General features: G+C 65.8%; 23 protein-coding genes and 2 tRNA genes. 13 read left to right on the top strand and 12 right to left on the bottom strand.

Annotation, left to right across the window (positions count from 1 at the left end; all coding sequences use genetic code 11):
• Positions 1-11: 11 nt before the first annotated feature.
• From rph to AC1Q7Q_RS00710, 3 genes are all read right to left on the bottom strand, one after another.
• Positions 12-731 carry a ribonuclease PH gene (gene rph, locus AC1Q7Q_RS00700; RefSeq protein ID WP_150986278.1) on the bottom strand — a complete coding sequence of 240 codons (720 nt, stop codon included), beginning with the start codon at positions 729-731 and terminating at the stop codon, positions 12-14.
• Positions 732-871: 140 nt separating this feature from the next.
• Positions 872-1,786, bottom strand: coding sequence for a PP2C family protein-serine/threonine phosphatase (locus AC1Q7Q_RS00705; protein WP_492375007.1), 915 nt, complete (start codon positions 1,784-1,786; stop codon positions 872-874).
• A 171-nt stretch (positions 1,787-1,957) separates the two neighbouring features.
• Positions 1,958-3,007, bottom strand: a complete 1,050-nt coding sequence (locus AC1Q7Q_RS00710) for a serine/threonine protein kinase (protein ID WP_492375008.1) — start codon at positions 3,005-3,007, stop codon at positions 1,958-1,960.
• A gap of 178 nt (positions 3,008-3,185) precedes the next feature.
• Between AC1Q7Q_RS00710 and AC1Q7Q_RS00715 the strand changes: the two genes are divergently transcribed.
• The 4 genes from AC1Q7Q_RS00715 (at position 3,186) to AC1Q7Q_RS00730 (ending at position 7,749) form a co-directional block, all read left to right on the top strand.
• Positions 3,186-4,127, top strand: a complete 942-nt coding sequence (locus tag AC1Q7Q_RS00715) for a YicC/YloC family endoribonuclease (RefSeq protein WP_492375009.1) — start codon at positions 3,186-3,188, stop codon at positions 4,125-4,127.
• A 5-nt stretch (positions 4,128-4,132) separates the two neighbouring features.
• Positions 4,133-4,786: a guanylate kinase gene (gene gmk / locus AC1Q7Q_RS00720; protein ID WP_043344606.1), complete on the top strand. Its 654-nt coding sequence runs from the start codon at positions 4,133-4,135 to the stop codon at positions 4,784-4,786.
• Between the two features lie 84 nt (positions 4,787-4,870).
• Positions 4,871-5,074 carry a DNA-directed RNA polymerase subunit omega gene (gene rpoZ / locus AC1Q7Q_RS00725; RefSeq protein ID WP_006162413.1) on the top strand — a complete coding sequence of 68 codons (204 nt, stop codon included), beginning with the start codon at positions 4,871-4,873 and terminating at the stop codon, positions 5,072-5,074.
• A gap of 257 nt (positions 5,075-5,331) precedes the next feature.
• Positions 5,332-7,749 (top strand): RelA/SpoT family protein, encoded by a 2,418-nt coding sequence (locus AC1Q7Q_RS00730; RefSeq protein WP_492375025.1) that lies wholly within the window; start codon positions 5,332-5,334, stop codon positions 7,747-7,749.
• Positions 7,750-7,826: 77 nt separating this feature from the next.
• On the opposite strand, the gene greB is transcribed toward AC1Q7Q_RS00730, so the two are convergent.
• Positions 7,827-8,390 carry a transcription elongation factor GreB gene (greB, locus tag AC1Q7Q_RS00735; RefSeq protein WP_492375010.1) on the bottom strand — a complete coding sequence of 188 codons (564 nt, stop codon included), beginning with the start codon at positions 8,388-8,390 and terminating at the stop codon, positions 7,827-7,829.
• A gap of 123 nt (positions 8,391-8,513) precedes the next feature.
• Here greB and AC1Q7Q_RS00740 point away from each other — a divergent pair.
• From AC1Q7Q_RS00740 to AC1Q7Q_RS00755, 4 genes are all read left to right on the top strand, one after another.
• Positions 8,514-8,590 (top strand) — tRNA-Arg (locus tag AC1Q7Q_RS00740).
• 274 nt (positions 8,591-8,864) lie between these two features.
• Positions 8,865-9,695, top strand: a complete 831-nt coding sequence (locus AC1Q7Q_RS00745) for a DUF1266 domain-containing protein (RefSeq protein WP_492375011.1) — start codon at positions 8,865-8,867, stop codon at positions 9,693-9,695.
• A 114-nt stretch (positions 9,696-9,809) separates the two neighbouring features.
• Positions 9,810-10,091, top strand: coding sequence for a hypothetical protein (locus AC1Q7Q_RS00750; protein WP_174427993.1), 282 nt, complete (start codon positions 9,810-9,812; stop codon positions 10,089-10,091).
• Between the two features lie 113 nt (positions 10,092-10,204).
• Positions 10,205-10,280, top strand: a tRNA-Met gene (locus AC1Q7Q_RS00755).
• A gap of 129 nt (positions 10,281-10,409) precedes the next feature.
• Here AC1Q7Q_RS00755 and AC1Q7Q_RS00760 read toward each other — a convergent pair.
• Both AC1Q7Q_RS00760 and AC1Q7Q_RS00765 read right to left on the bottom strand, forming a co-directional pair.
• Entirely contained in the window at positions 10,410-10,877 is a 468-nt protein-coding gene (locus AC1Q7Q_RS00760; protein ID WP_492375012.1) for a hypothetical protein, read from the bottom strand.
• 123 nt (positions 10,878-11,000) lie between these two features.
• Entirely contained in the window at positions 11,001-11,288 is a 288-nt protein-coding gene (locus AC1Q7Q_RS00765) for a hypothetical protein (RefSeq protein WP_492375013.1), read from the bottom strand.
• Between the two features lie 240 nt (positions 11,289-11,528).
• Between AC1Q7Q_RS00765 and AC1Q7Q_RS00770 the strand changes: the two genes are divergently transcribed.
• Positions 11,529-12,212, top strand: coding sequence for a Fe2+-dependent dioxygenase (locus AC1Q7Q_RS00770; protein WP_492375014.1), 684 nt, complete (start codon positions 11,529-11,531; stop codon positions 12,210-12,212).
• Positions 12,213-12,341: 129 nt separating this feature from the next.
• On the opposite strand, the gene AC1Q7Q_RS00775 is transcribed toward AC1Q7Q_RS00770, so the two are convergent.
• Positions 12,342-12,644, bottom strand: coding sequence for a hypothetical protein (locus AC1Q7Q_RS00775; RefSeq protein ID WP_492375015.1), 303 nt, complete (start codon positions 12,642-12,644; stop codon positions 12,342-12,344).
• A gap of 279 nt (positions 12,645-12,923) precedes the next feature.
• Between AC1Q7Q_RS00775 and AC1Q7Q_RS00780 the strand changes: the two genes are divergently transcribed.
• Together AC1Q7Q_RS00780 and lpxO are read left to right on the top strand one after the other, a co-directional pair.
• Entirely contained in the window at positions 12,924-13,235 is a 312-nt protein-coding gene (locus tag AC1Q7Q_RS00780; protein ID WP_150986268.1) for a hypothetical protein, read from the top strand.
• 191 nt (positions 13,236-13,426) lie between these two features.
• The gene (gene lpxO, locus AC1Q7Q_RS00785) at positions 13,427-14,329 is read left to right on the top strand and encodes a lipid A hydroxylase LpxO (RefSeq protein ID WP_492375016.1); all 903 of its coding nucleotides are present in this window, start codon (positions 13,427-13,429) and stop codon (positions 14,327-14,329) included.
• A 90-nt stretch (positions 14,330-14,419) separates the two neighbouring features.
• Here the strand turns inward: lpxO and AC1Q7Q_RS00790 are convergent, their stop codons facing one another.
• The 3 genes from AC1Q7Q_RS00790 to AC1Q7Q_RS00800 form a co-directional block, all read right to left on the bottom strand.
• Positions 14,420-15,895 (bottom strand): sensor domain-containing diguanylate cyclase, encoded by a 1,476-nt coding sequence (locus AC1Q7Q_RS00790; RefSeq protein WP_492375017.1) that lies wholly within the window; start codon positions 15,893-15,895, stop codon positions 14,420-14,422.
• A 206-nt stretch (positions 15,896-16,101) separates the two neighbouring features.
• The gene (locus AC1Q7Q_RS00795) at positions 16,102-16,503 is read right to left on the bottom strand and encodes a hypothetical protein (protein ID WP_492375018.1); all 402 of its coding nucleotides are present in this window, start codon (positions 16,501-16,503) and stop codon (positions 16,102-16,104) included.
• A gap of 174 nt (positions 16,504-16,677) precedes the next feature.
• Positions 16,678-18,120 (bottom strand): aminotransferase-like domain-containing protein, encoded by a 1,443-nt coding sequence (locus AC1Q7Q_RS00800; protein ID WP_492375019.1) that lies wholly within the window; start codon positions 18,118-18,120, stop codon positions 16,678-16,680.
• Between the two features lie 174 nt (positions 18,121-18,294).
• Here AC1Q7Q_RS00800 and AC1Q7Q_RS00805 point away from each other — a divergent pair, with 174 nt between their 5' ends.
• A complete protein-coding gene (locus AC1Q7Q_RS00805) occupies positions 18,295-18,660 on the top strand; it encodes a hypothetical protein (protein WP_492375020.1) in 366 nt (121 codons plus the stop codon).
• Between the two features lie 79 nt (positions 18,661-18,739).
• Here AC1Q7Q_RS00805 and AC1Q7Q_RS00810 read toward each other — a convergent pair whose 3' ends face one another.
• On the bottom strand, positions 18,740-19,045 hold the full coding sequence (locus tag AC1Q7Q_RS00810; protein ID WP_150986262.1) for a single-stranded DNA-binding protein: 306 nt from the start codon (positions 19,043-19,045) through the stop codon (positions 18,740-18,742).
• Positions 19,046-19,232: 187 nt separating this feature from the next.
• On the opposite strand from AC1Q7Q_RS00810, the gene AC1Q7Q_RS00815 reads away from it, so the two are divergent.
• Positions 19,233-20,855: an NAD(P)/FAD-dependent oxidoreductase gene (locus AC1Q7Q_RS00815; protein ID WP_492375021.1), complete on the top strand. Its 1,623-nt coding sequence runs from the start codon at positions 19,233-19,235 to the stop codon at positions 20,853-20,855.
• 16 nt (positions 20,856-20,871) lie between these two features.
• Here AC1Q7Q_RS00815 and AC1Q7Q_RS00820 read toward each other — a convergent pair whose 3' ends face one another.
• Positions 20,872-22,140, bottom strand: a complete 1,269-nt coding sequence (locus AC1Q7Q_RS00820) for a TIGR03862 family flavoprotein (protein WP_492387117.1) — start codon at positions 22,138-22,140, stop codon at positions 20,872-20,874.
• Positions 22,141-22,169 lie beyond the last annotated feature (29 nt).

A 22,169-nucleotide genomic window follows, 5' to 3' on the forward strand; every position in this document is an offset into this window, starting at 1 on the left:
CGTTCACCGTATCAGGCCAGGCCCAGCGCGCGGCGCTGGTGCGCCACCAGTTCGGCGATGCCTTGCTCGGCGATGCGCGTCATCGCATCGAGATCGGCACGGCTGAACGGCACGCCCTCGGCGGTGCCTTGCACTTCGACAAAGCCGCCGCTGCCGGTCATCACCACGTTCATGTCGGTGTCGCAGTTGCTGTCCTCGGCATAATCCAGGTCGAGCACGGCCACGCCATCCACCATGCCAACCGACACGGCGGCAACGAAGTCGCGGATCGGGCTGGCCTTGATCTGGCCGTCGCGCAGCATGGCGGAAACAGCGTCATGGGCGGCCACGAACGCGCCGGTGATGGCCGCGGTGCGGGTGCCGCCATCGGCCTGCAGCACGTCGCAGTCCAGGTGAATGGTGAATTCGCCCAGCGCGGACAGATCGAACACCGAGCGCATCGCGCGGCCGATCAGGCGCTGGATCTCCTGCGTGCGCCCGGTCTGCTTGCCGCGGGCGGCTTCACGGTCCGAGCGCGTGTGGGTGGCGCGCGGCAGCATGCCGTACTCGGCGGTGACCCAGCCTTCGCCGCTGCCCTTCTTGTGGGGGGGCACCTTGGCCAGCACGCTGGCGGTGCACAGCACCTTGGTGTCGCCAAAGGCACTCAGGACAGCACCTTCGGCGTGGCGGGTGTAGTGGCGGGTCAGAGCAATAGGGCGCAGCGCATCGGCTGCGCGTCCGCTGGGTCGCATGTGGGGGTTTTCTCGGAAATCGATTCAGGACCCGGATTTTAACGCCGCCGGGCTGCGCGTGCGCGTCCTGCGCCAACTCCCCCCGCGGGGGCATGCGAATTCCCGCGCCATTGCGGCGCGGGCGGTACTTTGGCCCGGGCTCAGCGCATGAAATTGCTGGTCTTGTCGATCGCCGCGCGGATCTCAGCGATGGAGCGCTCGATCTCCTCCTCGGAGAGCAGGTCGGTATCGCCGCCGTTGTTCTCCAGGATCGAGGTGGTGAACGTGTTGAGCGGCAGGGTCTCGGTGGCGACCGAGTCCTCGTTGGACAGGTGGGCGTCGAGTTCCCACATCATGGCGATGGCTGTGGTGTTGTCGGCGCCGTCGCCGGCGTTGTGCAGCGCCTGCTCGATCAGGTCCGGGATGGCATGCACCACGGACAAGTTGGTGACCTTCTCGATCAGCAGTTGCTCTTCGATGCTGCCCCACAGCCCGTCGGAGCACAGCAGCGCCACGTCGCCCGGCTCCAGCCGCAGCGGGCCGCCGATATCGATCAGCGGCAGGTTGGGCGAACCCAGGCAGTTGTAGAGCTTGTTGCGCTCGGGGTGGTTGGCCACATCCATTGGCAGCACGCGCTCCTGCTGCAGCAGGTTCTCGATCTTGGAGTGGTCGCGCGTGCGGGTCAGCAGGTTGCCCTTGCGCACCAGGTAGAGGCGCGAGTCGCCGGCGTGGGCCCAGTGGATCTGGCCGTTCTGGACCAGGCAGCAGACCACAGTGGTGCGCGGGACGTCGGCCAGCTGGTTGGCCTCGGCGTAGCGATGGATTTCCCGGTGGGCCAGCATGATGGTGTCCTGCAGGAAATCGGCAGGATTGCGGATCGAAGGCCGGGCCTGGGCCTGGAACTGGCGCGCCAGGGTCTGCAAGGCTTGCTGCGCGGCGACTTCGCCCAGCGCGTGGCCGCCCAGGCCATCGGCCAGCACCATCAGCAGGGCATCCCGCGTAAAGCAATAGCCCATGCGGTCCTGGTTGATGCGGCGGCCGCCTTTTCTGCTTTCCTGGTAGACGGAGAATCGCATGGTGGCTGTAGGAGTCAGTTCTTGAGAGACGGCGGCGTCATCCGCGCGCTCCACCGGCACAGCGTGCGGGCGGGCCGCGAGGCGACGGTTCTCATCATAGTTGTAAATGGTGGCAGAAGGGGGGCACGGAGGCGGCTGCGCATGGCGCGGGGGATGGCGCCACTACGTGCTTTATTCGCCGCTTGCGCCGGCCTCCTTGGCCTGGACTGCCGCGGCTGGCTCCTCGCGCTTGCGCAGCAGCGTCAGGAACCGGCTTGCGAGGGGGCGCTCGGCGGCCGCGGCTGCAGGCGCGGCGGCCTGCTCGCCTAGTGCATTGGTTTGTTCGCGCAGCTCCTTTTGCAGCCGGAACACGCTCTGCGGCCGCTCGGAAGGGGGCAGCCGCAGGCACCATTCGACCAGGTCCACCAGGCCGTCGGTATAGCTGGCGCGCAGTCGCGTGATGGAGTCCGCCATGCGGTCGTCCTTCTCGCGCTGGTTGGCCTCCTGGGGCGGCATGCCGGCCATGCAGGCGTAGAGCGTGGCGCCAAGGCTGTAGATGTCGGTCCACGGGCCCAGCTCGGAATGCTTGCCGTACAGCTCCGGCGCGGCAAAGCCCGGCGTGTACATGGGCTGGAAGCGCGCGGCCTCCATGGTCAGGATCTGGCGGGCGGCACCAAAATCGAGCAGGATGGGCGATTCGTCTTCGCGCAGGTAGATGTTGCCGGGCTTGATGTCCAGGTGCAGCAGCTTGTGGATATGCACTTCGCGCAGGCCGCTCATCAGGTCGTGGAAGACCTTGCGGATGAAGTGTTCGCGCAGCACCTTGGCGCGGCCTTGCTGGCGCGCGTGCAGGATGTGTTCCTGCAGTGTCTTGCCCAGCTCGTAGTTCATCACCATGTAGACGGTGGAATTCTCTCGGAAGAAATTCACCACGCGCACCACGCTGGGATGCGAAATCTTCGCCAGCGAGCGGCCTTCCTCGAAGAAATACTTGAGCCCCAGCCGGAACGACGCCGCGCTTTCCTCGGGCACCACCGGGATCAGCTCGCCGGGCTGGCGGCGTGCCAGCGACGACGGCAGGTACTCCTTTATCGCGACAGGGGAGCCAGTCTCGTCGGTGGCAAGGTAGACGAAACTGAACCCCCCGCTGGCCAACTTCTTTACAATACGATAGTTGGACAGCAGCGTGCCGATGGGCAGCGGTGCGCTCTTTGGAGGTGATGCGCCCTTTGGCTCTGTCATAGGATTCGGGACCTTGATTGCCTCCGGATTGTCCTGACTAATCGAAGACTTGTAAAGAACACAATAGCGGCCATTTTGGCCTCTCTTTTCGGCGTTCAACCAGCGTGGTTGCGGGGCTGCCGGCTCCCCGGGCTGTTTGAACCCATGCGGCCAGATGGCCATTTCGCGAGACTACTTAATGATCCACAGCATGACAGGCTACGGCCTGGCGACGCGCCAGGCGCCGCTGACGGACGCGCAAGGCGCGCCAACCGGCAGGACCGCATCCGTTTCGGTGGAGTTCCGCACAGTCAATTCGCGATTCCTCGACCTGTTTTTCCGGGCTCCCGAAGAATGCCGCGCCTTCGAGCCGGCGCTGCGGGAAATGCTCATGGCGAAGCTGTCGCGCGGCAAGCTGGAATGCCGCATCAATCTGCAGCGCGCCGATGCCGGCGCCGGCGGCACCACGCTGGCGCTCAACGATGCCTTGCTGGCGCAGATCCGCTCGATCGAGGCCACGGTAGCAGTCACCTTCACGCAAGCCGGCTCGCTGCGCATGGGCGAGATCCTGCGCTGGCCCGGCGTGCTGGTGGAACCCGAGTTGTCGCAGGACGCCTTGCGCGAGGCCGTGACGGGCGCGGCCAAGGAAGCGCTGGGCCAGTTGCTGGAAGCGCGCCGCCGCGAGGGCGACGCGCTCAAGGCCACGCTGGACGAGCGCATCGAAGCCATGCTGGCCATCGTCGAGCGCCTCACGCCCACCATCCCGCAACTGATCGCCCACCACCAGGACAAGCTCACCGAGCGCCTGCAGGAGGCCTTCAACCTGGTAGCGCCCGGCGGCATGCCCTCGATGAGCCGAGACGAAATCGGCGAGCGCATCCGTCAGGAAGCCACGGTCTACGGCATCCGCATCGACATCGCCGAAGAGCTGTCGCGCCTGCAGGCCCACCTGAACGAAACCCGCCATATCCTCAAGAAGGGGGGGCAGGTTGGCAAGCGGCTCGATTTCATGATGCAGGAGCTCAACCGCGAAGCGAACACGCTGGGCTCCAAATCAGCGGCCAAAGAACTGGCCGATGCCGCCATGGAACTCAAACTGCTGATCGAGCAGATGCGAGAACAGATTCAGAACCTAGAATAATCATCATGAGTGAAACGTCGTCCCACGTCGCCATCGACACCGCCTACCCCGGCAACCTGTTCATGGTGGTGGCGCCTTCCGGCGCCGGCAAGTCCACCCTGGTCAACGCGCTGCTGGCGCAGGACCAGGCCATTCGCCTATCCATCTCGCACACCACGCGCGCGCCGCGTCCCGGCGAGCAGGATGGCCGCGAATACCACTTCACCACCGTGGACGCGTTCCGCGCGGCGCGCGATCGCGGCGAATTCCTCGAGTGGGCGGAAGTGCACGGCAACTACTACGCCACCTCGCGGGTGTGGATCGAGCAACAGATGGCCCAGGGCAACGATGTGCTGCTGGAAATCGACTGGCAGGGCGCGCAGCAGGTGCACCAGCGTTTTTCCAACGCCATGGAGATCTTCATCCTGCCGCCGTCGCTGCAAGCGCTTGAAGAGCGCCTGAACAAGCGCGGCCAGGACGAGCCGAACGTGATCGTGCGCCGCCTGCTGGCAGCCGGCAGCGAGATGGCCCACGCGTCCGAGTCGGACTATGTCATCATCAACGAGGTTTTCGAGCAGGCGCTCGAACAGCTTCGCAGCGTCATCCGCGCTACCCGTCTGCGGTTTTCATCGCAAAAGGCGCGTCACGCCGACCTCTTCATCGAGCTCGGTATTCATTGATCCGGAGCGCGGCGGGAACGTTTCTTGCCGCGTGCTGTAAAATAGCCGGCATCGCATAAGGTTTTGTCCCGAGGTGGATTACATATGGCGCGTATTACCGTCGAAGATTGTCTGAAACACATCCCGAATCGCTTCGAGCTCGCGCTCGCGGCAACGTACCGGGCCCGTCAGCTGGTGCAGGGTCACACTCCCAAGGTCGAGGCCAAGGACAAGCCCACGGTTGTGGCGCTGCGCGAGATCGCCTCGGGCCAGATCGGCATCGAGATGCTCAAGAAGGTACCGACCTGATTTTCGGGCGGCGGTGGCCAGTCCTAGCAACGCGTACCTTTGCATTGAGACTCTGCTAACGTACTTGTTCGCGTACTTGCTTAACCAGCCAGATTACAGAAGCCGCCCACATGTCTTCCTCCCAGCCTTCCTCCCCTGTCGCGACGGCCAGCCCTACGGCCACGCCGGCGCGATCGCGCGGAGAAGCCACTGGTGACGCGAGTGGCGATGCAGTGCCACCCGTTCAGCGCAAGCGCGCCGTGCCCAGTCAGTCGACCGTGACGGCGCGTACCGGCGCTCCCAATCTTCCCGATCCGCTTGGCAACGATGTCGTTGGCGAGCGTGCCGTTGCCCCCGCAATGGGTGCAGGCAAGGCAAGAGCCGCCCAGACCGCCGCCGAAAGTGAGCTGAGCGATGCGCCGCAGGGCGCGGCGCCGGGCGATGCGCTCTTCATCGACGCGGTGCTGGCGCAGTCCTATCGTCACTTCTTCGGCCCGACCTCGCAACCCGCAGTGCCCCCGCGCCAGCAGGTGATCTCGATCACCCGGCTGATGGAGAAGCTTGCTTATCTCAAGCCGGCGGATCAGGCGCACGTGCGCGAAGCCTTCCAGTTCTCGGACGAGGCTCACCTCGGCCAGTATCGCCAGAGCGGCGAGCCCTATATCACGCATCCGGTAGCGGTGGCCGAACTGTGCGCCGACTGGAAGCTCGATGTCCAATCCATCATGGCGGCGTTGCTGCACGACGTGATGGAAGACCAGGGCATCACCAAGAGCGAGCTGGCGGAAAAATTCGGCCCCAAGGTGTCCGAGCTGGTCGATGGCCTGACCAAGCTGGACAAGCTCGAATTCCAGAGCCGCGAGCAGGCGCAGGCGGAGAGCTTCCGCAAGATGCTGCTGGCGATGGCGCGCGATGTGCGGGTGATCCTGGTCAAGCTGGCCGACCGCACCCACAACATGCGCACGCTGGATTTCGTGCCGCCGGAAAAGCGGCGCCGGATTGCGCTCGAGACCATGGAGATCTACGCGCCGATCGCGCATCGGCTCGGTCTCAACACCACGTACCGGGAACTGCAGGAACTGTCCTTCAAGGTTGGTTCGCCGTTCCGCTATGCCACGTTGGAAAAAGCGGTCAAGGCCGCGCGCGGCAACCGGCGCGAGGTGGTCAAGCGCATTCTCGAAACGGCGCAGAAGGCGCTGGGCGACGCGGGCATCGTGGCGGAGCTGTCGGGGCGTGAAAAGACGCTCTACAGCATCTACCGCAAGATGCACGACAAGCAGCTGTCGTTCTCGCAGGTGCTCGATGTGTATGGTTTCCGCGTCGTCGTCGAAACCCAGATGCACACCTATATGGCGATGGGCGCGCTGCACGGGCTGTACAAGCCCATGCCGGGCAAGTTCAAGGACTACATCGCCATTCCCAAGATCAACGGCTACCAGTCGTTGCACACCACGTTGGTGGGCCCGTTCGGCACGCCGGTGGAGTTCCAGATCCGCACCCGCGACATGCACCAGATCGCGGAAGCCGGCGTGGCCGCGCACTGGATGTACAAGCATCAGGCCGACCAGGCCAACGATATCCAGCAGCAGGCGCACCAGTGGCTGCAGTCGCTGCTCGATATCCAGAGCCAGACCGGCGATTCGCAGGAATTTCTCGAGCACGTCAAGATCGACCTGTTCCCGGATGCGGTCTATGTGTTCACGCCCAAGGGGCATATCCGCGCGCTGCCGCGCGGCGCCACCGCGCTCGATTTCGCCTATGCCGTGCACAGCGACCTCGGCAACCAGTGCGTGGCGGTCAAGATCAACAACGAGCTGCTGCCGCTGCGCACGGAACTCAAGAGCGGCGATATTGTCGAGGTGGTGACGGCACCGTACTCCAAGCCCAATCCGGCGTGGCTGGCGTTCGTGCGCACCGGCAAGGCGCGCGCGGCCATCCGCCACTATCTCAAGACCACCCGGCTCGACGAAGCCATCCAGCTTGGCGAACGCCTGCTGGAGCAGTCGGCGCGACAGCTCGGCATCGAGCTCAAGGCGCTGCCGCAGTCGGTGTGGGACCGCATGGTGCAGTGGACCGGCAACAAGCACAAGGAGGACATCTTTGCCGACCTGGCGCTGGGGCGGCGCGTGCCGGCCGTCGTGGCCAAGCGCATGGAGATCCTGCTGCAAGAGCTTTCCGGCGATGTCGACAGCGCGCTGCTGGCGGCCGTGCAGACCTTCGCTGGCGAAGAAGCCCCCGCGGTGCCGATCACCGGCGATGAAGGCATGTCGATGATCTTCTCGTCATGCTGCCGGCCGATTCCCGGCGATTCCATCGTCGGCTACCTGGGCAAGGGCGAGGGTTTGCAGATTCACGTCCAGGATTGCAAGATAGCCAAGCGCCTGCACAGCAAGGACCCGGAGCACTGGATCGATGTGATGTGGGCGAAGAAGACCACGCGCTCGTTCGATGTGTCGATCAAGGTGATGGTGCGCAACGTCAAGGGCATCGTCGCCCGCGTGGCGGCCGACCTGACTTCGGCCGACGCCAACGTCGCGCACGTGGCGATGGAGCAGCAGGAGGGCGGCCATCAGGAAGCCACCTACATGCAGTTCATCATCCAGGTGCAGAACCGCCTGCATCTTGCCAACGTGATGCGGGCTCTGCGGCGCAACCCCGACGTCATCCGCATCTTCCGCGACCGCAACGACGGCTGACGCAGCCTTCCCGCACGCAAGCACTGAGCCCGGCCGAGCCGGGCTCAGTGCTTTTCCGGCTGCGCGGCGGCGATCGGTTACGCTTCCCTGCCGGGATAGCTGACTTTCAGGATATCGATCTGCTCCACCCCGGCTGGCGTGCGCAGCGGCACCGTATCGCCTTCGCGCGCCTTGAGCAGCGCGCGCGCGATCGGCGAGATCCAGCTCACGTGGTTGCTGTCGAGGTCGACCTCGTCGGTGCCGACGATCGTCACGGTGGTTTCCTCGCCGGCCTGGTCGGCATAGGTGACGGTGGCGCCGAAAAAGATCTGGTCGTTGTCGCCCTGCAGGGACGGGTCCACCACCTCGGCCTTCTCCAGGCGCTTGGTCAGGAAGCGGATGCGGCGGTCGATCTCGCGCAGGCGCTTCTTGCCGTAGTGATAATCGCCGTTCTCGGAACGATCGCCATTGGATGCGGCCCACGAAACGATCTGGACCACCTCCGGGCGCGCCGTGTCGATCAGGTGCATCAGTTCATCGCGCAAGCGCTGGTAGCCTTGCGCCGAGATGTAGTTCTTGGTGCCGGGTGGCAGCGGGGTGGCGCCTTCGGGAAGGTCGTCGTCCTCGTCGCCGGGTGACTCTTTGACAAATGCCTTGTTCATGATCCGATCACATCTGCGGGGCTGTCATTATAGGAAGCGGCGGCCTGCCGGCGGGAAAAGCAAAAAAAGTGGGGCAGGGGGGTTCCCAAATTTCAAAAGTACGTTATAATTTCTTTCTCGAGTGCGGCTGTAGCTCAGTTGGATAGAGTACTTGGCTACGAACCAAGGGGTCGTGGGTTCGAATCCTGCCAGCCGCACCACTCATTGCAAAAAGAGCTTCCAGAAATGGAAGCTCTTTTTTCATTTTGGCTTCCGCCAACGCTCTCGGTTCCTGGTCTGGCCATTCTACGGCGTTCCGCCGTGCGTCGACGGCAATCGCTGCGATTGAGACTTGTCTCATCGTGTGCCGAGCTTCCTCTCGCTAATCTCTATTCCGGTGCGCATCCTCGCGCGTTCATAACCGGATTGCTCTCTTGCTGCTGCTTCCCGATCTGCCGGGCCGAGCGATCGCGCTTTCCTCTGGAGCGTCTTGCGATGCGATCGTTGCCGTGGTTCGTCTGTGCCGCCGTGCTCGCCGTTGTGGCCAGTGCCGCATGCCGTCAGCGCAAGCCGGGCATGCCGCCAGCGGCGGAGCGCGGGCCGGTCTTGCAAGACCGTGTCTGTAGCCAGGCGATCGAGGGCAAGGCTGCGTCGGCCATCGGCGAGCGCACGTGCAGTTTGCTGGTGGGCTTTTTGCACGATGCGCGGTTGACCCTTAACGTCAGCACCCTTGCCACCGGTGTGGATTCGCGCACGCAGGCGTGCGCGCTGGCTGCCGACTGGCATATCCATACGGCCGGCGAGGCGCGGGGCACGCTGGCGTGGCTGCTGGAGGAGGGGCACCGCGCGCTGTATCCGCAGGTCTGCCGGATCCTGTTCTCGGTGCCGCGCACGGCGCGCGAGCGTGAGATCGTGCTGCTCAATGATCGCTTCGATCCGGTGCGCCTTGCCCATTGCATTGACAATCTCGAGCGCGCCATGCCGGACCTGCGCGCGAGTCGCCTGCTCGGCTCGCGGGTCGATCTTGCGCGTGGCGTGCTGGCCTGGGACATGAGCCGGGCGATACATGTCGCGCGGGCCGCCTACGACTGTGGCATGCAAACCGAGGCGCAGTCCTGGGCCGTGATCGAGCAGGCGGCGTCGCAGGTCTTCGCGCAGATGGCGTCCTGGCAGGAGGTTGCGGTGAGCTACCTGCTGGGCCGGGCAATGTGGGCCGGGCCTGGCGCGGGTTTGCAGCGGCAGCTGGCGTTTGTCCGGCATTGCCTCGACGATTCGGATAGTCCCATGCGCGGGGTGCGCTATCACGCTGCGCGCCATGGTGTATAGGCGCGCGCCGTCTTGCGGGGCCGGTGCTGGCGGCATAGGCTGGTTCAGGAGCGCGTTGGGGCGGGCGCCAGGCGCTATGCTTCTTGCTTGCGGCAAGAGCCATGGGAGGATCCAATGAGCAATGCGGACTGGCGGGTGGAGGCGTATCGGGGCATGGACGTCTATGTCCTCGTATCGAAGCCGGGTGACGGCGGCGTCCCGGCTTTGGGCAAGGTCGCCCAGTGGGGGTACGAGGTGCGCGTCTGCCAGGAGGGGGCGGATCCCTCCGATGCCGGCGACATCGAGCGCTTGTCGGGCGACGGCGCGCAGTTTGCTACCCGGCACGCTGCCGAAGTTGCTGCGTTCGCTGCGGCCTACCAGCTTGTGGATAAGCTCGTGGGCCCGGTGACGGACTAGCGGGCATATCGTCCTTGCCGTGCGCGAGGTGTGCTCGATGGCGGGTTTTTCACGATGACGTCACAAAGCGATTGCAATGCGCGGCGGGATCCACCATAATCCGGCCTCTCGGACGCGGGGTGGAGCAGTTGGCAGCTCGTCGGGCTCATAACCCGAAGGTCGCAGGTTCAAGTCCTGCCCCCGCAACCAAAGACCTTTTCTGGTCTCCGAAGCTAGTCTCCGGGCCGTCCTGGCCAAGTTCTGCAAATTCCCAAAGGTACGAAACCCGAGCGTTGCGCGGGGCCGCTTTGCATTGCGTGCGCCATGGGTTCGCGCTGATCAGTGCCGCCCGCGGCCGCCTCCGCTGCGTCCGCCTCGTGCGCCTCCCGTACCTCCCGTACCTCCCGTACCTCCCGTACCTCCCGTACCTCTCCAGCCACCACCGCCATGGTAGGAGCCGTGCGCCATGCCGGAGTGATAGTGATAGCCGCCGTAGTATCGTGGCCCGCCCGCGTGGTAGCCGGGGCCGCGATAGTAGCCATAGGCGCGATAGCCGTGATAGCCCTGATAGCCGCCGTAACCGTAGTAGAAGGCGGGGCCGTAGAACCCGCCATAGTAGGGCAGCGCGTAGTCGTACCCATACCCGTAGGCGTAAGTGCCAGCGGGATAGGCTACGCCGCCCTCGTGGAACCCGTAGGGATCGTAGGGGTTGTAGCTGTCGTAAGGGTCGTAGTAAGGGTATCCGGCGCACGCGCCCACGCACAGCACTGTCACAGTTAACAACAAGCGGAGCAAGGCGTGGTGCATGGGGCTTCGGGTTCGCCAACGGATCGCGCCCGGCGGGCGCCGGGCGATAACAATAAGAGACTGTGATCCGCTGAGTGGTTCAGTGTCGCGCTGGCTTGTGCCCGCACAGCGCCTGCCAGAGATTCAGGCGGGCGCCCGGGCCAGTTCGGCCGCGCGCGAAAACGTGTCTCGCACTTGCGGCTGGCCTTCGCGCGCCGCTGCCTCGGACCGGGCTGTCAAGCGCTCGATCAGCACGCGCAGGTTATTGCCCTGCGGGGCGGTCTTGCTTGCGCCGCACTGACCGACGGCCTCGCGCACGACCTGTCCCAGTTCCTCGGTCACATCCGCGCCATCGAAGGCGCTGATCGACAGGGCGGAAATCTGCTCGAGGTAGAGGTTGACCAACGCTTCGTCGTGTACCGGTTCGGGCATTTCCGTCTCCTTGGCAATGTGGACTGGGTGCAATCCATTGTAGTAGGCCGCATGCCCGACGCATGTCGGCACAAGGCCTACAGGGCGGCTCCCCTGTACAGGGCTTGCGTCAGGTCAAGGTCAGTCGTTACTGATAATGATTCCCATTTGTATGATCGATGGCTTTCTCTTACAATCGGCGCTCGCCTGGGGCACGGCAAGGTGCCCCAGACCAACCGTCTTGCCGAGGTAATTGAAATCATGATGCTGCAGATCCCCGATGTGCTGACAAAGGCGCAGGTTGCCCAATGCCGCGCCTGGATGGACGCGGCTGAGTGGACCGACGGCAACGCCACTTCCGGGCATCAGTCGGCATTGGCCAAGCGCAACCTCCAACTGCCCGAAGGCTCGCCGGTAGCGCGCCAGGTAGGCGACCTGATCCAGGATGCGCTGGGCGCCAATCCGCTCTTTATCTCGGCCGCGCTGCCACTCAAGGTCTATCCGCCCTTGTTCAACCGCTACGAGGGCGGGCACGCGTTCGACAACCATATCGACAACGCGATCCGCCACCTGCGCGGCACCAACTTCCGCGTGCGCAGCGACCTCTCGGCGACCCTGTTCCTGACGGAGCCGGAAGACTACGACGGCGGCGAACTGGTGGTGGAGGATACCTACGGGCAGCAACGCGTGAAGCTGCCAGCGGGGCATATGGTGCTGTACCCGGCGACCAGCCTGCACCACGTCAGCCCGGTCACGCGCGGTGCGCGCGTATCGTCATTTTTCTGGATTCAAAGCATGGTGCGCGACGAGGGTCAGCGTTCGGTACTGTTTGAGCTCGATACGCAGATCCAGCGTGTCGGCCAGGCACTGGGGCACAAGGACGCGGCCGTGGTGGGGCTTACCGGCGTGTATCACAACCTGCTGCGGCGCTGGGCCGACTCCTGAGCGGCGGCGTGGGAAACGAGGGAAACGGGGGAGCGAAGCGGGGAGGGGATGTTGAGGCAGGATGCCTCGGCTTGATACTCGCGAATCGCCGGCATCGGCCAGCCATTCGCGATGCATGGTGCAGCGAGGCTAGCGGCGATCCCGGTGCTGCGGTGGCAGCGGGGCCATGGCTACGCGTCGTCGCGCGGGCTTGAGCGCGCGCTGCATCGGCCAGAACACGTATTGGGTATGCGGATCCATCGGCTTGCCGAAGTAGGACACCCACACCTGCACGCCCTGTTCGGTTTCTGCAACGATGGCAGCCACTGCGCGGGCTGCGACTGCGGGAGACTTGAGCAAGGTAGCCAGCGCTTCGACACCTTGGACCACGTGGTGCTTGACACCACTGAACCATGCGTATTGACGCATGGCTGACAACAAACGCTCGGTCATGAACTCTGGTGTTTGGTTGGAAGTAAAGATCAGACCGGAGCTTACACGCTTTGTTCATTGCTGATTGATGGGACCTGTCTATCGCTTACCCTGAGTCATCGGATGTCCCTGTCCCCGTCCCAGGCGCGGGTGCGGGTGCCGGGCCCGGTGCCTGTTGTCATTGCGTCATTGTGCCAATGCGCCAGTGCCGATCGGCCACCACATTGACAACGCAAGGGCCGAGGATTAGCGTCATCAACAGGACCATCCGACCCTTGAAGCCTTCCTGGGAGCTTGCCGATGACCGAAGACATGCTGCTGCAACTGATGGTGGAAGTCGAGAAGGAAGACCCCATCGACTATGCCGACCTGCCTTTCGACGACGCCACGCTGCGCGCGTTGGTGTGCCGCCTGGTGGCGCAGCGCTCCAGCGCCATGGAGACGGCCGGCATGCCGGTGGACGCGTTGCTGGCGACCATGTGGGCTTCCACCGCCAAGCTGGTGCTGGAGAACATGGTACTCAACGCGCGCCTGCTGACGCTGCAGGGCTTGCCGGACGACGCCAACGCGCTGATCGAGCGCATCGCCCGGCAATCCCGCGGCACGCCCTGAGGCGGGGCCGCCCTCCGGCGGCTTAGGCCGCTTGCGCCGCCGATCCTGAGCGATGGATCGGCGTGTGGCGTATCGCTATCATCCAGCAGGGCGCCTCCCATTTCGATACACTACGGGTTTTCGCCCCCGACACCGTCGCGTTGCTACGCGTATGCAACTGCGCGCGGTACTGCTGATATGGAGGATTTCGGGTGATCAAGTGGATAATCGTCGCGGCGTACCTGGGAGCGATCCTGTACGTGCATTTCCGCGGCAAGGTGAGGCTGCGCATCTGGCGCCAGTTGCTCGACCATTCGGCCCTGGTGGCCCCGGTCAACTGCTTCATGTACATCTTTTCCGGCGTGCCGCGCACGCCCTACATCCCCGTCGAGCGTTTTCCCGAGCTGGAGAAGATCCGCGCCGCATGGCCGGAGATTCGCGACGAAGGCCTGGCCCTGGCTGCCATGCGCAAGATCAAGGCCGCGGACAAGAACAACGATGCCGGTTTCAACTCGTTCTTCAAGTACGGCTGGAAGCGTTTCTACCTGAAATGGTACGAAGCCCGCCATCCGTCGGCCGAGGTCCTGTGCCCGCGCACGGTGGAGTTGCTGCGCGGCCTGCCGAGCGTGAAGGCGGCGATGTTCGCCGAGCTGCCGCCCGGCGGCAAGCTGAACCCGCACCGCGATCCGTTCGCGGGCTCGCTGCGTTATCACCTGGGCCTGGCCACGCCTAACGACGACCGCTGCTTTATCGAGGTTGACGGCGAGCGCCATAGCTGGCGTGACGGCGAGGGCGTGGTGTTCGACGAGACCTACCTGCACTGGGCGGAGAACAAGAGCGACAGCAACCGGCTGATCCTGTTCTGCGACATCGAGCGTCCGATGCGTTTCGGCTGGGCTGGCAAGATCAACCGCTGGCTGGGCCGCAAGGTCATGACCGCGGCGAGCTCGCCCAACGAAGAGTCCGACCAGACCGGCATGATCAACCGCCTGTTCCGCTTTGTCTGGATTTGCGGCCAGTATCGCCGGCGTTTCAAGGCGTGGAGCCGGCCGGCTTACTACGTGGTCAAGTTCGGCCTGATCGCCGCCGGCGTGGCGCTGATCGTGTACCTGTAACGCTCGAAAGCTCGAAAGCTCGAAAGCGTTACTGCGCAAGAAGAAAGGGCCGGCTGATGCCGGCCCTTTCTTTTGCCCATCGGCGATGGCCTATCGGCGCCGCCGCTCGCGCTCGTCGTCGAGCGCCTCGTAGTGGGCGCGCTTGGCCTGGTACATGCGGGCGTCGGCCAGCTTGACGGCGTCGCTCAGGCGGTCCGATGCGCTGCAGCTTGCGGTGCCGATCGACAGGCTGAGCGCGGTGCCCGGATAGAACTGGTTGTTGAGCTCCACCACCTGGTGGATCTGCTCGACCACTGTGGCCGCGCCGCGCTCGTCGCGCGCTGGCAGCAGCACCATGAACTCGTCGCCCCCGACCCGCGCCACGCAGGCCTGGTCGCCCACGGCCTTTTTCAGCGCCTCGCCGGTGCGGCGCAGGAGCGCATCGCCGTCACCGTGGCCGAGCTGGTCGTTGACCTGCTTCAGGCCGTTCAGGTCGACCGCGATCACGCTGACCGGCCACGGGCCCTTGCGGCCAAGCCGCGCGAGCTCATCTTCGTAGTAGGCGCGGTTGTAGAGCTTGGTCAGTACGTCGTGCTTGCCGAGGAATTCGACGTAGGCCTCGGCCTTCTTGCGCGCGGTGATGTCGGTCAGCGACACCAGCACCTGGTCCCATTCCGCCTCGCGGCCGGGGAACACCGACCACTGCATGAACACGTCCACGGCCCGGCCATCCAGCGCGTAGTTGATGACTTCGCGCTGCTGCCAGAGTTTCTCGTTCCAGAGGTCGATCAACTGCTCGGCGAACTGGATGCGCATATTGTCGCGGAACACGTCGCCCAGGCGCGAGAGCAGCTCTTCCTTGGTCGACGCGCTGAACATCAGCAGGGTTTGCTGGTTGACGTCGAGCACGCGGATTTCCTGCATGCAGCGGGAAATGAAATCCGGATGCACGTTGAGGAAGGTGCGGAAATCCGAGATGCCCGCGCCGCGGACTTCATCGAGCAGCACCTTGACCGCGCTGAAATCCTCGACCCACAGCGAGACCGGAGAATGCTCGAACAGGCCCAGCGCGTATTGCTCGCTGCGGCGCAGCTCGCGTTCGGTGGCCACGCGCGCGGTGATGTCCTCGATCGACAGCAGCACGCGTTCCCAGGTGGCCTCATGGCCGGGCATGACGGTGGCATCCAGGCGGATGTCCAGCCGCTTGCCTTCCAGCGTGTAGTTGACGGTCTGGCTTGAAAAGCGCAATTCGCCGTCCCACAGCTGGCCGAGTTCCTCGACGTGCTGGTCGAACATTTCGTCGCGAAAGACGGTGTCGAGGTTATTGACGAGGTCGGTGAGGTCGGCGGCGCGGAAGAGGTCCAGCGTGCGCTGGTTCACGTCCAGCACGCGGATCCGTGCCGAGCAGTGCGCGACTTCCTCCGGATTGGCGCGCAGGTGGCTGCGCAGGTCGGTCACGCCCTGCGCGCGCAGGGCCTGGAATTGTTCGCGCACGGCGCTGAAGTCTTCCAGCCACAGCGAGACCGGCGCCAGCTGGAACAAGGCTTTGTATTCGTTGTCGATCCGCGACGTGTCGGTCGTTGCCATCAATGCGTCTTTTCCCAATCCCATCCCCCATCCAAATCCTGTTCGGCGCGGGCCAGAGCTGGCACGCGTGTGGCACGGCTGGCTTTGCGCCGCCTCGGATTTGCCGGGGCCGCCGCCATGCTCGCTGCGAGCGATAGCATAGGGCAGCAGGGGAGGAAATGGGTGGTGTGTGGCGTAAATACCCACACTTGGCGCCCGCCGGCGCGTCAGCCCTGGCGGGAGAGCTCGGCGATGCGCGCGGGGGCGTACCGGTGCTGCGCGTTCTCTTGCTCGGCGATCAATTGCAGCGTGGCCGCCTGCAACAGCGAGCCGGCGGTCAGGTGCGAAGCCAGGGTGCGCAGTTCATTGAGCTTGCCGCTGGCAGCGGGGTTGGCATGAGTCATCTCAGTCAAGGTCTGGACAGGAACCCGGCCGATGGTATCGGCAAGCCGGGGGGGGCTGCTTTGTCCCTGGTCATGCTCCGTGCGCGCGGCGTTGTCTTTGGTGTCCAGGCCAGCCCTGGCATCGGTGCGTGCCAGGCGATGCGCCGGGTCGGCGCGGCGGGCGGTGCAAAGGCGCAGGGCGGAGCCCACGGTATCGATGGCGAGCGGGAGGGAGGGGTGCGGCATATGGTTCTCCTTGGGAGCGCGGCCTGCCGGTTTCGGCAATGCTCGCAAGGATGCCGGGCCGGTCCGCCGCCGCCAAGCGCGCTGCGATGAACGGCGCGATGCCAGGAGCGAATGGTGGCGCGAGGCGACGGATGTGGCGCGCCATGCCCGCCGCCTGCCATCCACCATCGGCCGCTAGGGCTGGTCCGCCAAGCGCGCCACCACCGCGGCGAGCGTGCGCAACGCGCGCTCGATCTCAGGCGTGAACGGCGTGCCGCAATTGAGCCGCAGGAAATGGTCGAAGCGGTTGGAGTTGGAGAACATCACGCCGGGCACGACGCGGATGCCGGCCGCCATGGCCTGGTCGAACACGGCCTCGGACGGGACCGAGCCCGGCAGCTCGACCCACAGGTGCAGGCCGCCGTTCGGGTTGGAGGCACGCGTGCCGGCAGGAAACTCGGCGGCAATCGCCTGCGCCACCTGCGCGCGCTGGCTGCGCAATTGCTCGCGCAGGCGCCGCAGGTGCCGCTCGAACGCGCCGGAACCCATGAACTCGGCCGCGGCCATCTGCGCCAGCAACTCGTTGGGCCGCGACTGGCTGTGCTTGAGCATTTCCACGCGCGCCTGCCACTTGCCCGCGGCGATCCATCCCAGCCGCATGCCGGGAGCCAGGATCTTGTGCAGCGAGGCGCAATGGATCACGCCGCCACTGCGGTCCCAGGCCTTGAGGGCGGCCAGCGGCGCGTCCCCGTCCGCCAGGGCGGAGAAGCAATCGTCCTCGATCAGCGCGATGGCGCGCGCGTCACACCAGGCCACCAGCTGCGCCTTGTTGGCGTCCGGCATGATGCTGCCCAGCGGATTCTGCAGGTTTGGCACCACCACCACGGCGCGGATGTTGTCGTAGGTCTGCGCCGCCAGTTCCAGCGCTTCGAGCGAGATGCCGGTCTGCGGGCTGCTGGGAATCTCCAGCGCGCGCATGCCCAGGCTCTCCAGGATCTGCAGCAGGCCGTAGTAGGTGGGCGACTCCACGGCAATCACGTCGCCGGGCTGTGCCACCGCGCGCAGGGCGAGGTTAAGCGCCTCGGTGCAGCCGTGGGTCACCAGGATATCTTCCGGCGCGACCGTGATGCGCGAGAGCAGCGCGTTGCGCGCCAGCACGGCGCGAAAGGCTGGATGGCCGCCGGAATCTGCCGCGCTGCCGAACAGCTGCGGGTGCAGGCGCAGCGCGCGCGCCGCCGCATTGCGCAGGTCTTGCGCCGGGTACAGCGCGGGCGCGCCACAGGCGCCGGCAAAGTTCACCGCGACCGGTTGCTGGCGCCCGCGCGCGGTGATGGCGGAAATGCGCTCATGGATGCCCACATATTGCGCGGGGTCCGGCAACGTGGCGGCAGGCTCTTCGATCGGCGCCAGCGGCTTGTGCCGGCGGTGCCGCACGAAGTAGCCCGAGCGCGGCCTGGCCTCGAGCAGGCCATCGCTTTCCATCTGCCGGCAGGCCTGCAGCGCGGTCGACAGGCTCACGCCGTGCAGCTCCATCAGCGTGCGCACGGAGGGCACGCGGTCCCCCGGCTTCAAAACGCCCGTTTCAATGGCGTGCAGGTAGTGCTGGGCAAGCTGGCGGTAGAGGGGGGCGGATTCCATGCGGCATGGTGGCGCGGCGGAGGTCGGCGCAACAGATACAGATCAGGGTCTTCTGTATCGTAACAGATGCTCTGTTATGCCTCTGTTACGGTGCACAAGCCCAGGGCGTGTGCCTGTTTTGGGCCGGCCCGCATCGGTAGTCTGGAACCCTGTCAAAGCCAGGGAGCCGGCATCATGCAAAGCTATCGTTCAGACCCGATCATCCCCACTGTCCAGCCCGTGCAGCCCACGCCCGCCATGCCGGCTGGCGCCGAGCCGCAAGCACAGGCAATCGACCTGGAAAGCAGCCGCGTGCTGCGCTTCCATGCCAAGGCCGGCACCACCCTGTGCGTGCTGGAGGGCGAAATCGAGCTCACCGAGGCGCCGCGCTGGCTGGCCGGCACCGTGTGGCGGCAGCCGCGCCGCCTGCCTGCCGGCAGCGTGGTGGCGCTGTCGCCCGGCTGGGTGGAAGTGCTGGCCCGACAGGCGGCCACGCTGCGCCTGCAGGCACCCGCGGCCGGGCCTTGGTGGACCGGCTGGCTGCGGCGGGCGCAGGCATGAATAAGCGGGAGCGCAACGACGGGGACGAGCCGGCGCAGGCCTGACGCGCACCTGGCCGGGACAGCCGCCCTTGGGGCGGTCAGTCCTGCTGGCCGTGCGCGCTCAGCATGGCATGGGCCACCAGGTCCAGGGCGGGCCGCGTGTCGCCGTTCTTGTCGGTCCAGACCTTGGGCGTGAGGCTGCCTGACAGCGCGACCGATTCGCCGTCCTCCAGCGCCAGCAGCCCCGCGCGCACCTTGTCGGCAAACGCGATCACATTGACGATGACGGTGTCGCCATCGTTGATCGCAGCCTTGAGCTTGGCGGTCACGTACTGGCTGCCGCCCTGGCCGGAACGTTCGCTGGCGTGGCCGTGGAGCCGGCCGCTGACTAGTGCGTCGATCATCTTTCTTCCTTGCTGGTTATCTTGCCGGGGTGCGGAAGATCTCACAATTTCGCGCTCTCGTGGCAGAGAATGCGGACCCTGGCCCTAAAAACGATAAAATTGCGGTCCGGCCAGCCCGACGCTCAACCAGAGTGCAGTCAGCGCCCCTTCCAGGGCTGACCCCCCGGCCGCAGAATTCCAGGTTCCCATGCTACGTCTAAGTGAAGTCAAACTCCCGCTCGACCACGCCGAGAGCGATCTCGAGGCCGTGGTCCTCGCCCGCCTCGCCGAGCTCGGCGTCAAGGCCGATGGCCTGACCGGGTTCACCGTGTACCGCCGCGCGCACGATGCCCGCAAGCGCTCGGATATCAAGCTCACCTACATCCTCGATATCGCGGTGAAGGACGAAGCCGCGGCGATCCAGCGCATGGCCGGCAAGCCGAACTGGAGCGTGACGCCGGACATGGCCTACCGTTTCGTCGCCCAGGCACCCGCACCGGGCACGACGCTGCGCCCGGTGGTGATCGGCATGGGCCCGTGCGGTTTGCTCGCCGGCCTGATCCTGGCGCAGATGGGCTTCAAGCCCATCATCCTGGAGCGCGGCAAGGAAGTGCGCGAGCGCACCAAGGACACCTTCGGCCTGTGGCGCAAGAGCGTGCTGAACCCCGAGTCGAACGTGCAGTTTGGCGAGGGCGGGGCGGGCACGTTCTCCGACGGCAAGCTCTACAGCCAGATCAAGGACCCGAAGCACTACGGCCGCAAGGTGCTCGACGAGTTCGTCAAGGCCGGCGCACCGGAGGACATCCTCTACCTCGCGCGCCCGCACATCGGCACCTTCCGCCTGGTCAGCATGGTGGAGAAGATGCGCGCCGAGATTTTCGCGCTGGGCGGCGAGGTCCGCTTCGAGACCCGCGTGGAGGACGTGGATATCGAGGGCGGCAAGATGCGCGGCCTCAAGCTGTCCAACGGCGAGTACCTGCAGGCCGACCACGTTATCCTGGCGGTGGGCCACAGCGCGCGCGACACCTTTGAGATGCTGCATGAGCGCGGCGTGTTCATGGAGGCCAAGCCGTTCTCGCTGGGTTTCCGCATCGAGCATCCGCAGGGCATGATCAACAGCAGCCGCTTTGGCAAGTTCGCCGGCAACAAGCTGCTGGGCGCGGCGGACTACAAGGTGGTGCACCACGCCAGCAACGGGCGCGCGGTCTACAGCTTCTGCATGTGCCCGGGTGGCACGGTAGTGGCCGCGGCCTCGGAGCCGGGCCGCGTGGTGACCAACGGCATGAGCCAGTACATCCGCGCCGAGCGCAATGCCAATGCCGGCATCGTGGTGGGCATCACGCCGGAGGATTTCCCCGGCGGCCCGCTGGCCGGCATTGCCTTCCAGCGCCATTGGGAAGAGCGCGCGTTCGAACTTGGCGGGCGCAACTACAACGCGCCGGCGCAGTTGGTGGGCGACTTCATCGCGCGCCGGCCGTCCGCGGCGATGGGCGCGGTCGAGCCCTCCTACAAGCCGGGTGTCACGCCGACGGACCTGTCCACCGCGCTGCCCGACTACATCATCGAAGCCATCCGCGAAGCGCTGCCGGAACTGGACAAGAAGATCGCCGGCTTTGCCATGCATGACGCGGTGCTGACCGGCGTGGAAACGCGCACGTCGTCGCCACTGCGCATCCGCCGCAAGGACAACTACCAGAGCATGAACGTGGAAGGGCTGTACCCGGCCGGCGAAGGCGCCGGCTATGCGGGCGGCATTTACTCCGCGGCCATCGATGGCATCGAAGTGGCCGAGGCCGTGGCGTTGAGCATCGTCAACGGCAAGGCGGCCTGAGCGAGCCCAGGCTGGCTTAGCGCCCGGCAGCCCCGGTCGCTTCCAGCCAGGCCGAGGCTCCCAGCCCGGCCGCGCGCCCGCTGGCAAAGCAGGCGGTCAGCAGGTAGCCGCCGGTGGGCGCTTCCCAGTCCAGCATCTCGCCGGCGCAGAACACGCCCGGCACGGCGCGCAGCATCAATTGCGCGTCCATCGCCTCGAACGCGACGCCGCCCGCGCTGCTGATCACTTCATCGATCGGGCGCGCGCGCAGCAGGCGCACGGGCAGCGCCTTGAGCGCCGCCGCCAGCCGCGCGGGGTCGGCAAATTCTTCTTTTGACAAGCATTCGCGCAGCAAGCCGGCCTTGACGCCGGTGATGCCCAGCTTGCTCTGCAGGTGGCTCGATAGCGAGCGCGCGCCGCGCGGGCGCTGCACCGCGTCTGCCACGCGTGCGGCGGGCAGGCCGGGCGCCAGGTCGAGATGGATCGTGGCCTCGCCCGTGGCTTCGAGCAGGTCGCGCATTGGCGCGCTCAGCGCATAGACCAGGCTCCCCTCGATGCCGCCGGCCGTGATGACGAACTCGCCCTGGCGATAGTGCTCCACGCCATCGCGCTCGCGCAGCCCGATGGCCACGGCCTTGAGCGGGTGGCCGGCAAAACGCGTGCGGAAGTGCTCGCTCCAGGCTACGTCGAAGCCACAGTTGGCGGGGCGCAAAGGGGCGATGTCCACGCCGCGCGCGGCCAGCAGCGGTACCCATGCGCCGTCGGAACCCAGGCGTGCCCAGCTGCCGCCGCCAAGCGCCAGCACTGTGGCATCGGGCCGGACCAGCAGCTCGCCATCGGGCGTGGCAAAGCGCAGCCGGCCCGATGCATCGTCCCAGCCCAGCCAGCGATGGCGCATATGGAACTGCACGCCGGCCTCGCGCAGGCGGTGCAGCCACGCACGCAGCATCGGCGCGGCTTTCATGTCGGTGGGGAAGACGCGGCCCGAGCTGCCGACGAAGGTCTCGATGCCGAGGCCGTGCACCCAGCCGCGCAGCGCTTGTGGATCGAAGCCGGCCAGCAGCGGCGCGATCTGCGCGCTGCGCTTGCCATAGCGCCCGAGGAAGGGCTGCGCCGCTTCGGAATGCGTGAGGTTCATGCCACCGCGCCCGGCCATCAGGAACTTGCGGCCAACCGAGGGCATGGCGTCATACACGTCCACGCGCAATCCGCGCGCGGCCAGCACCTCCGCCGCCATCAGGCCTGCGGGGCCACCGCCGATCACGGCGACGCTGGCGGCGGGGAGGGGGGCGGTGGGTGCAGACATGGGTGGAATCCGGGGCAAGGCGGTCGATC

Source organism: Cupriavidus sp. GW823-FHT07A04 (assembly GCF_058794615.1).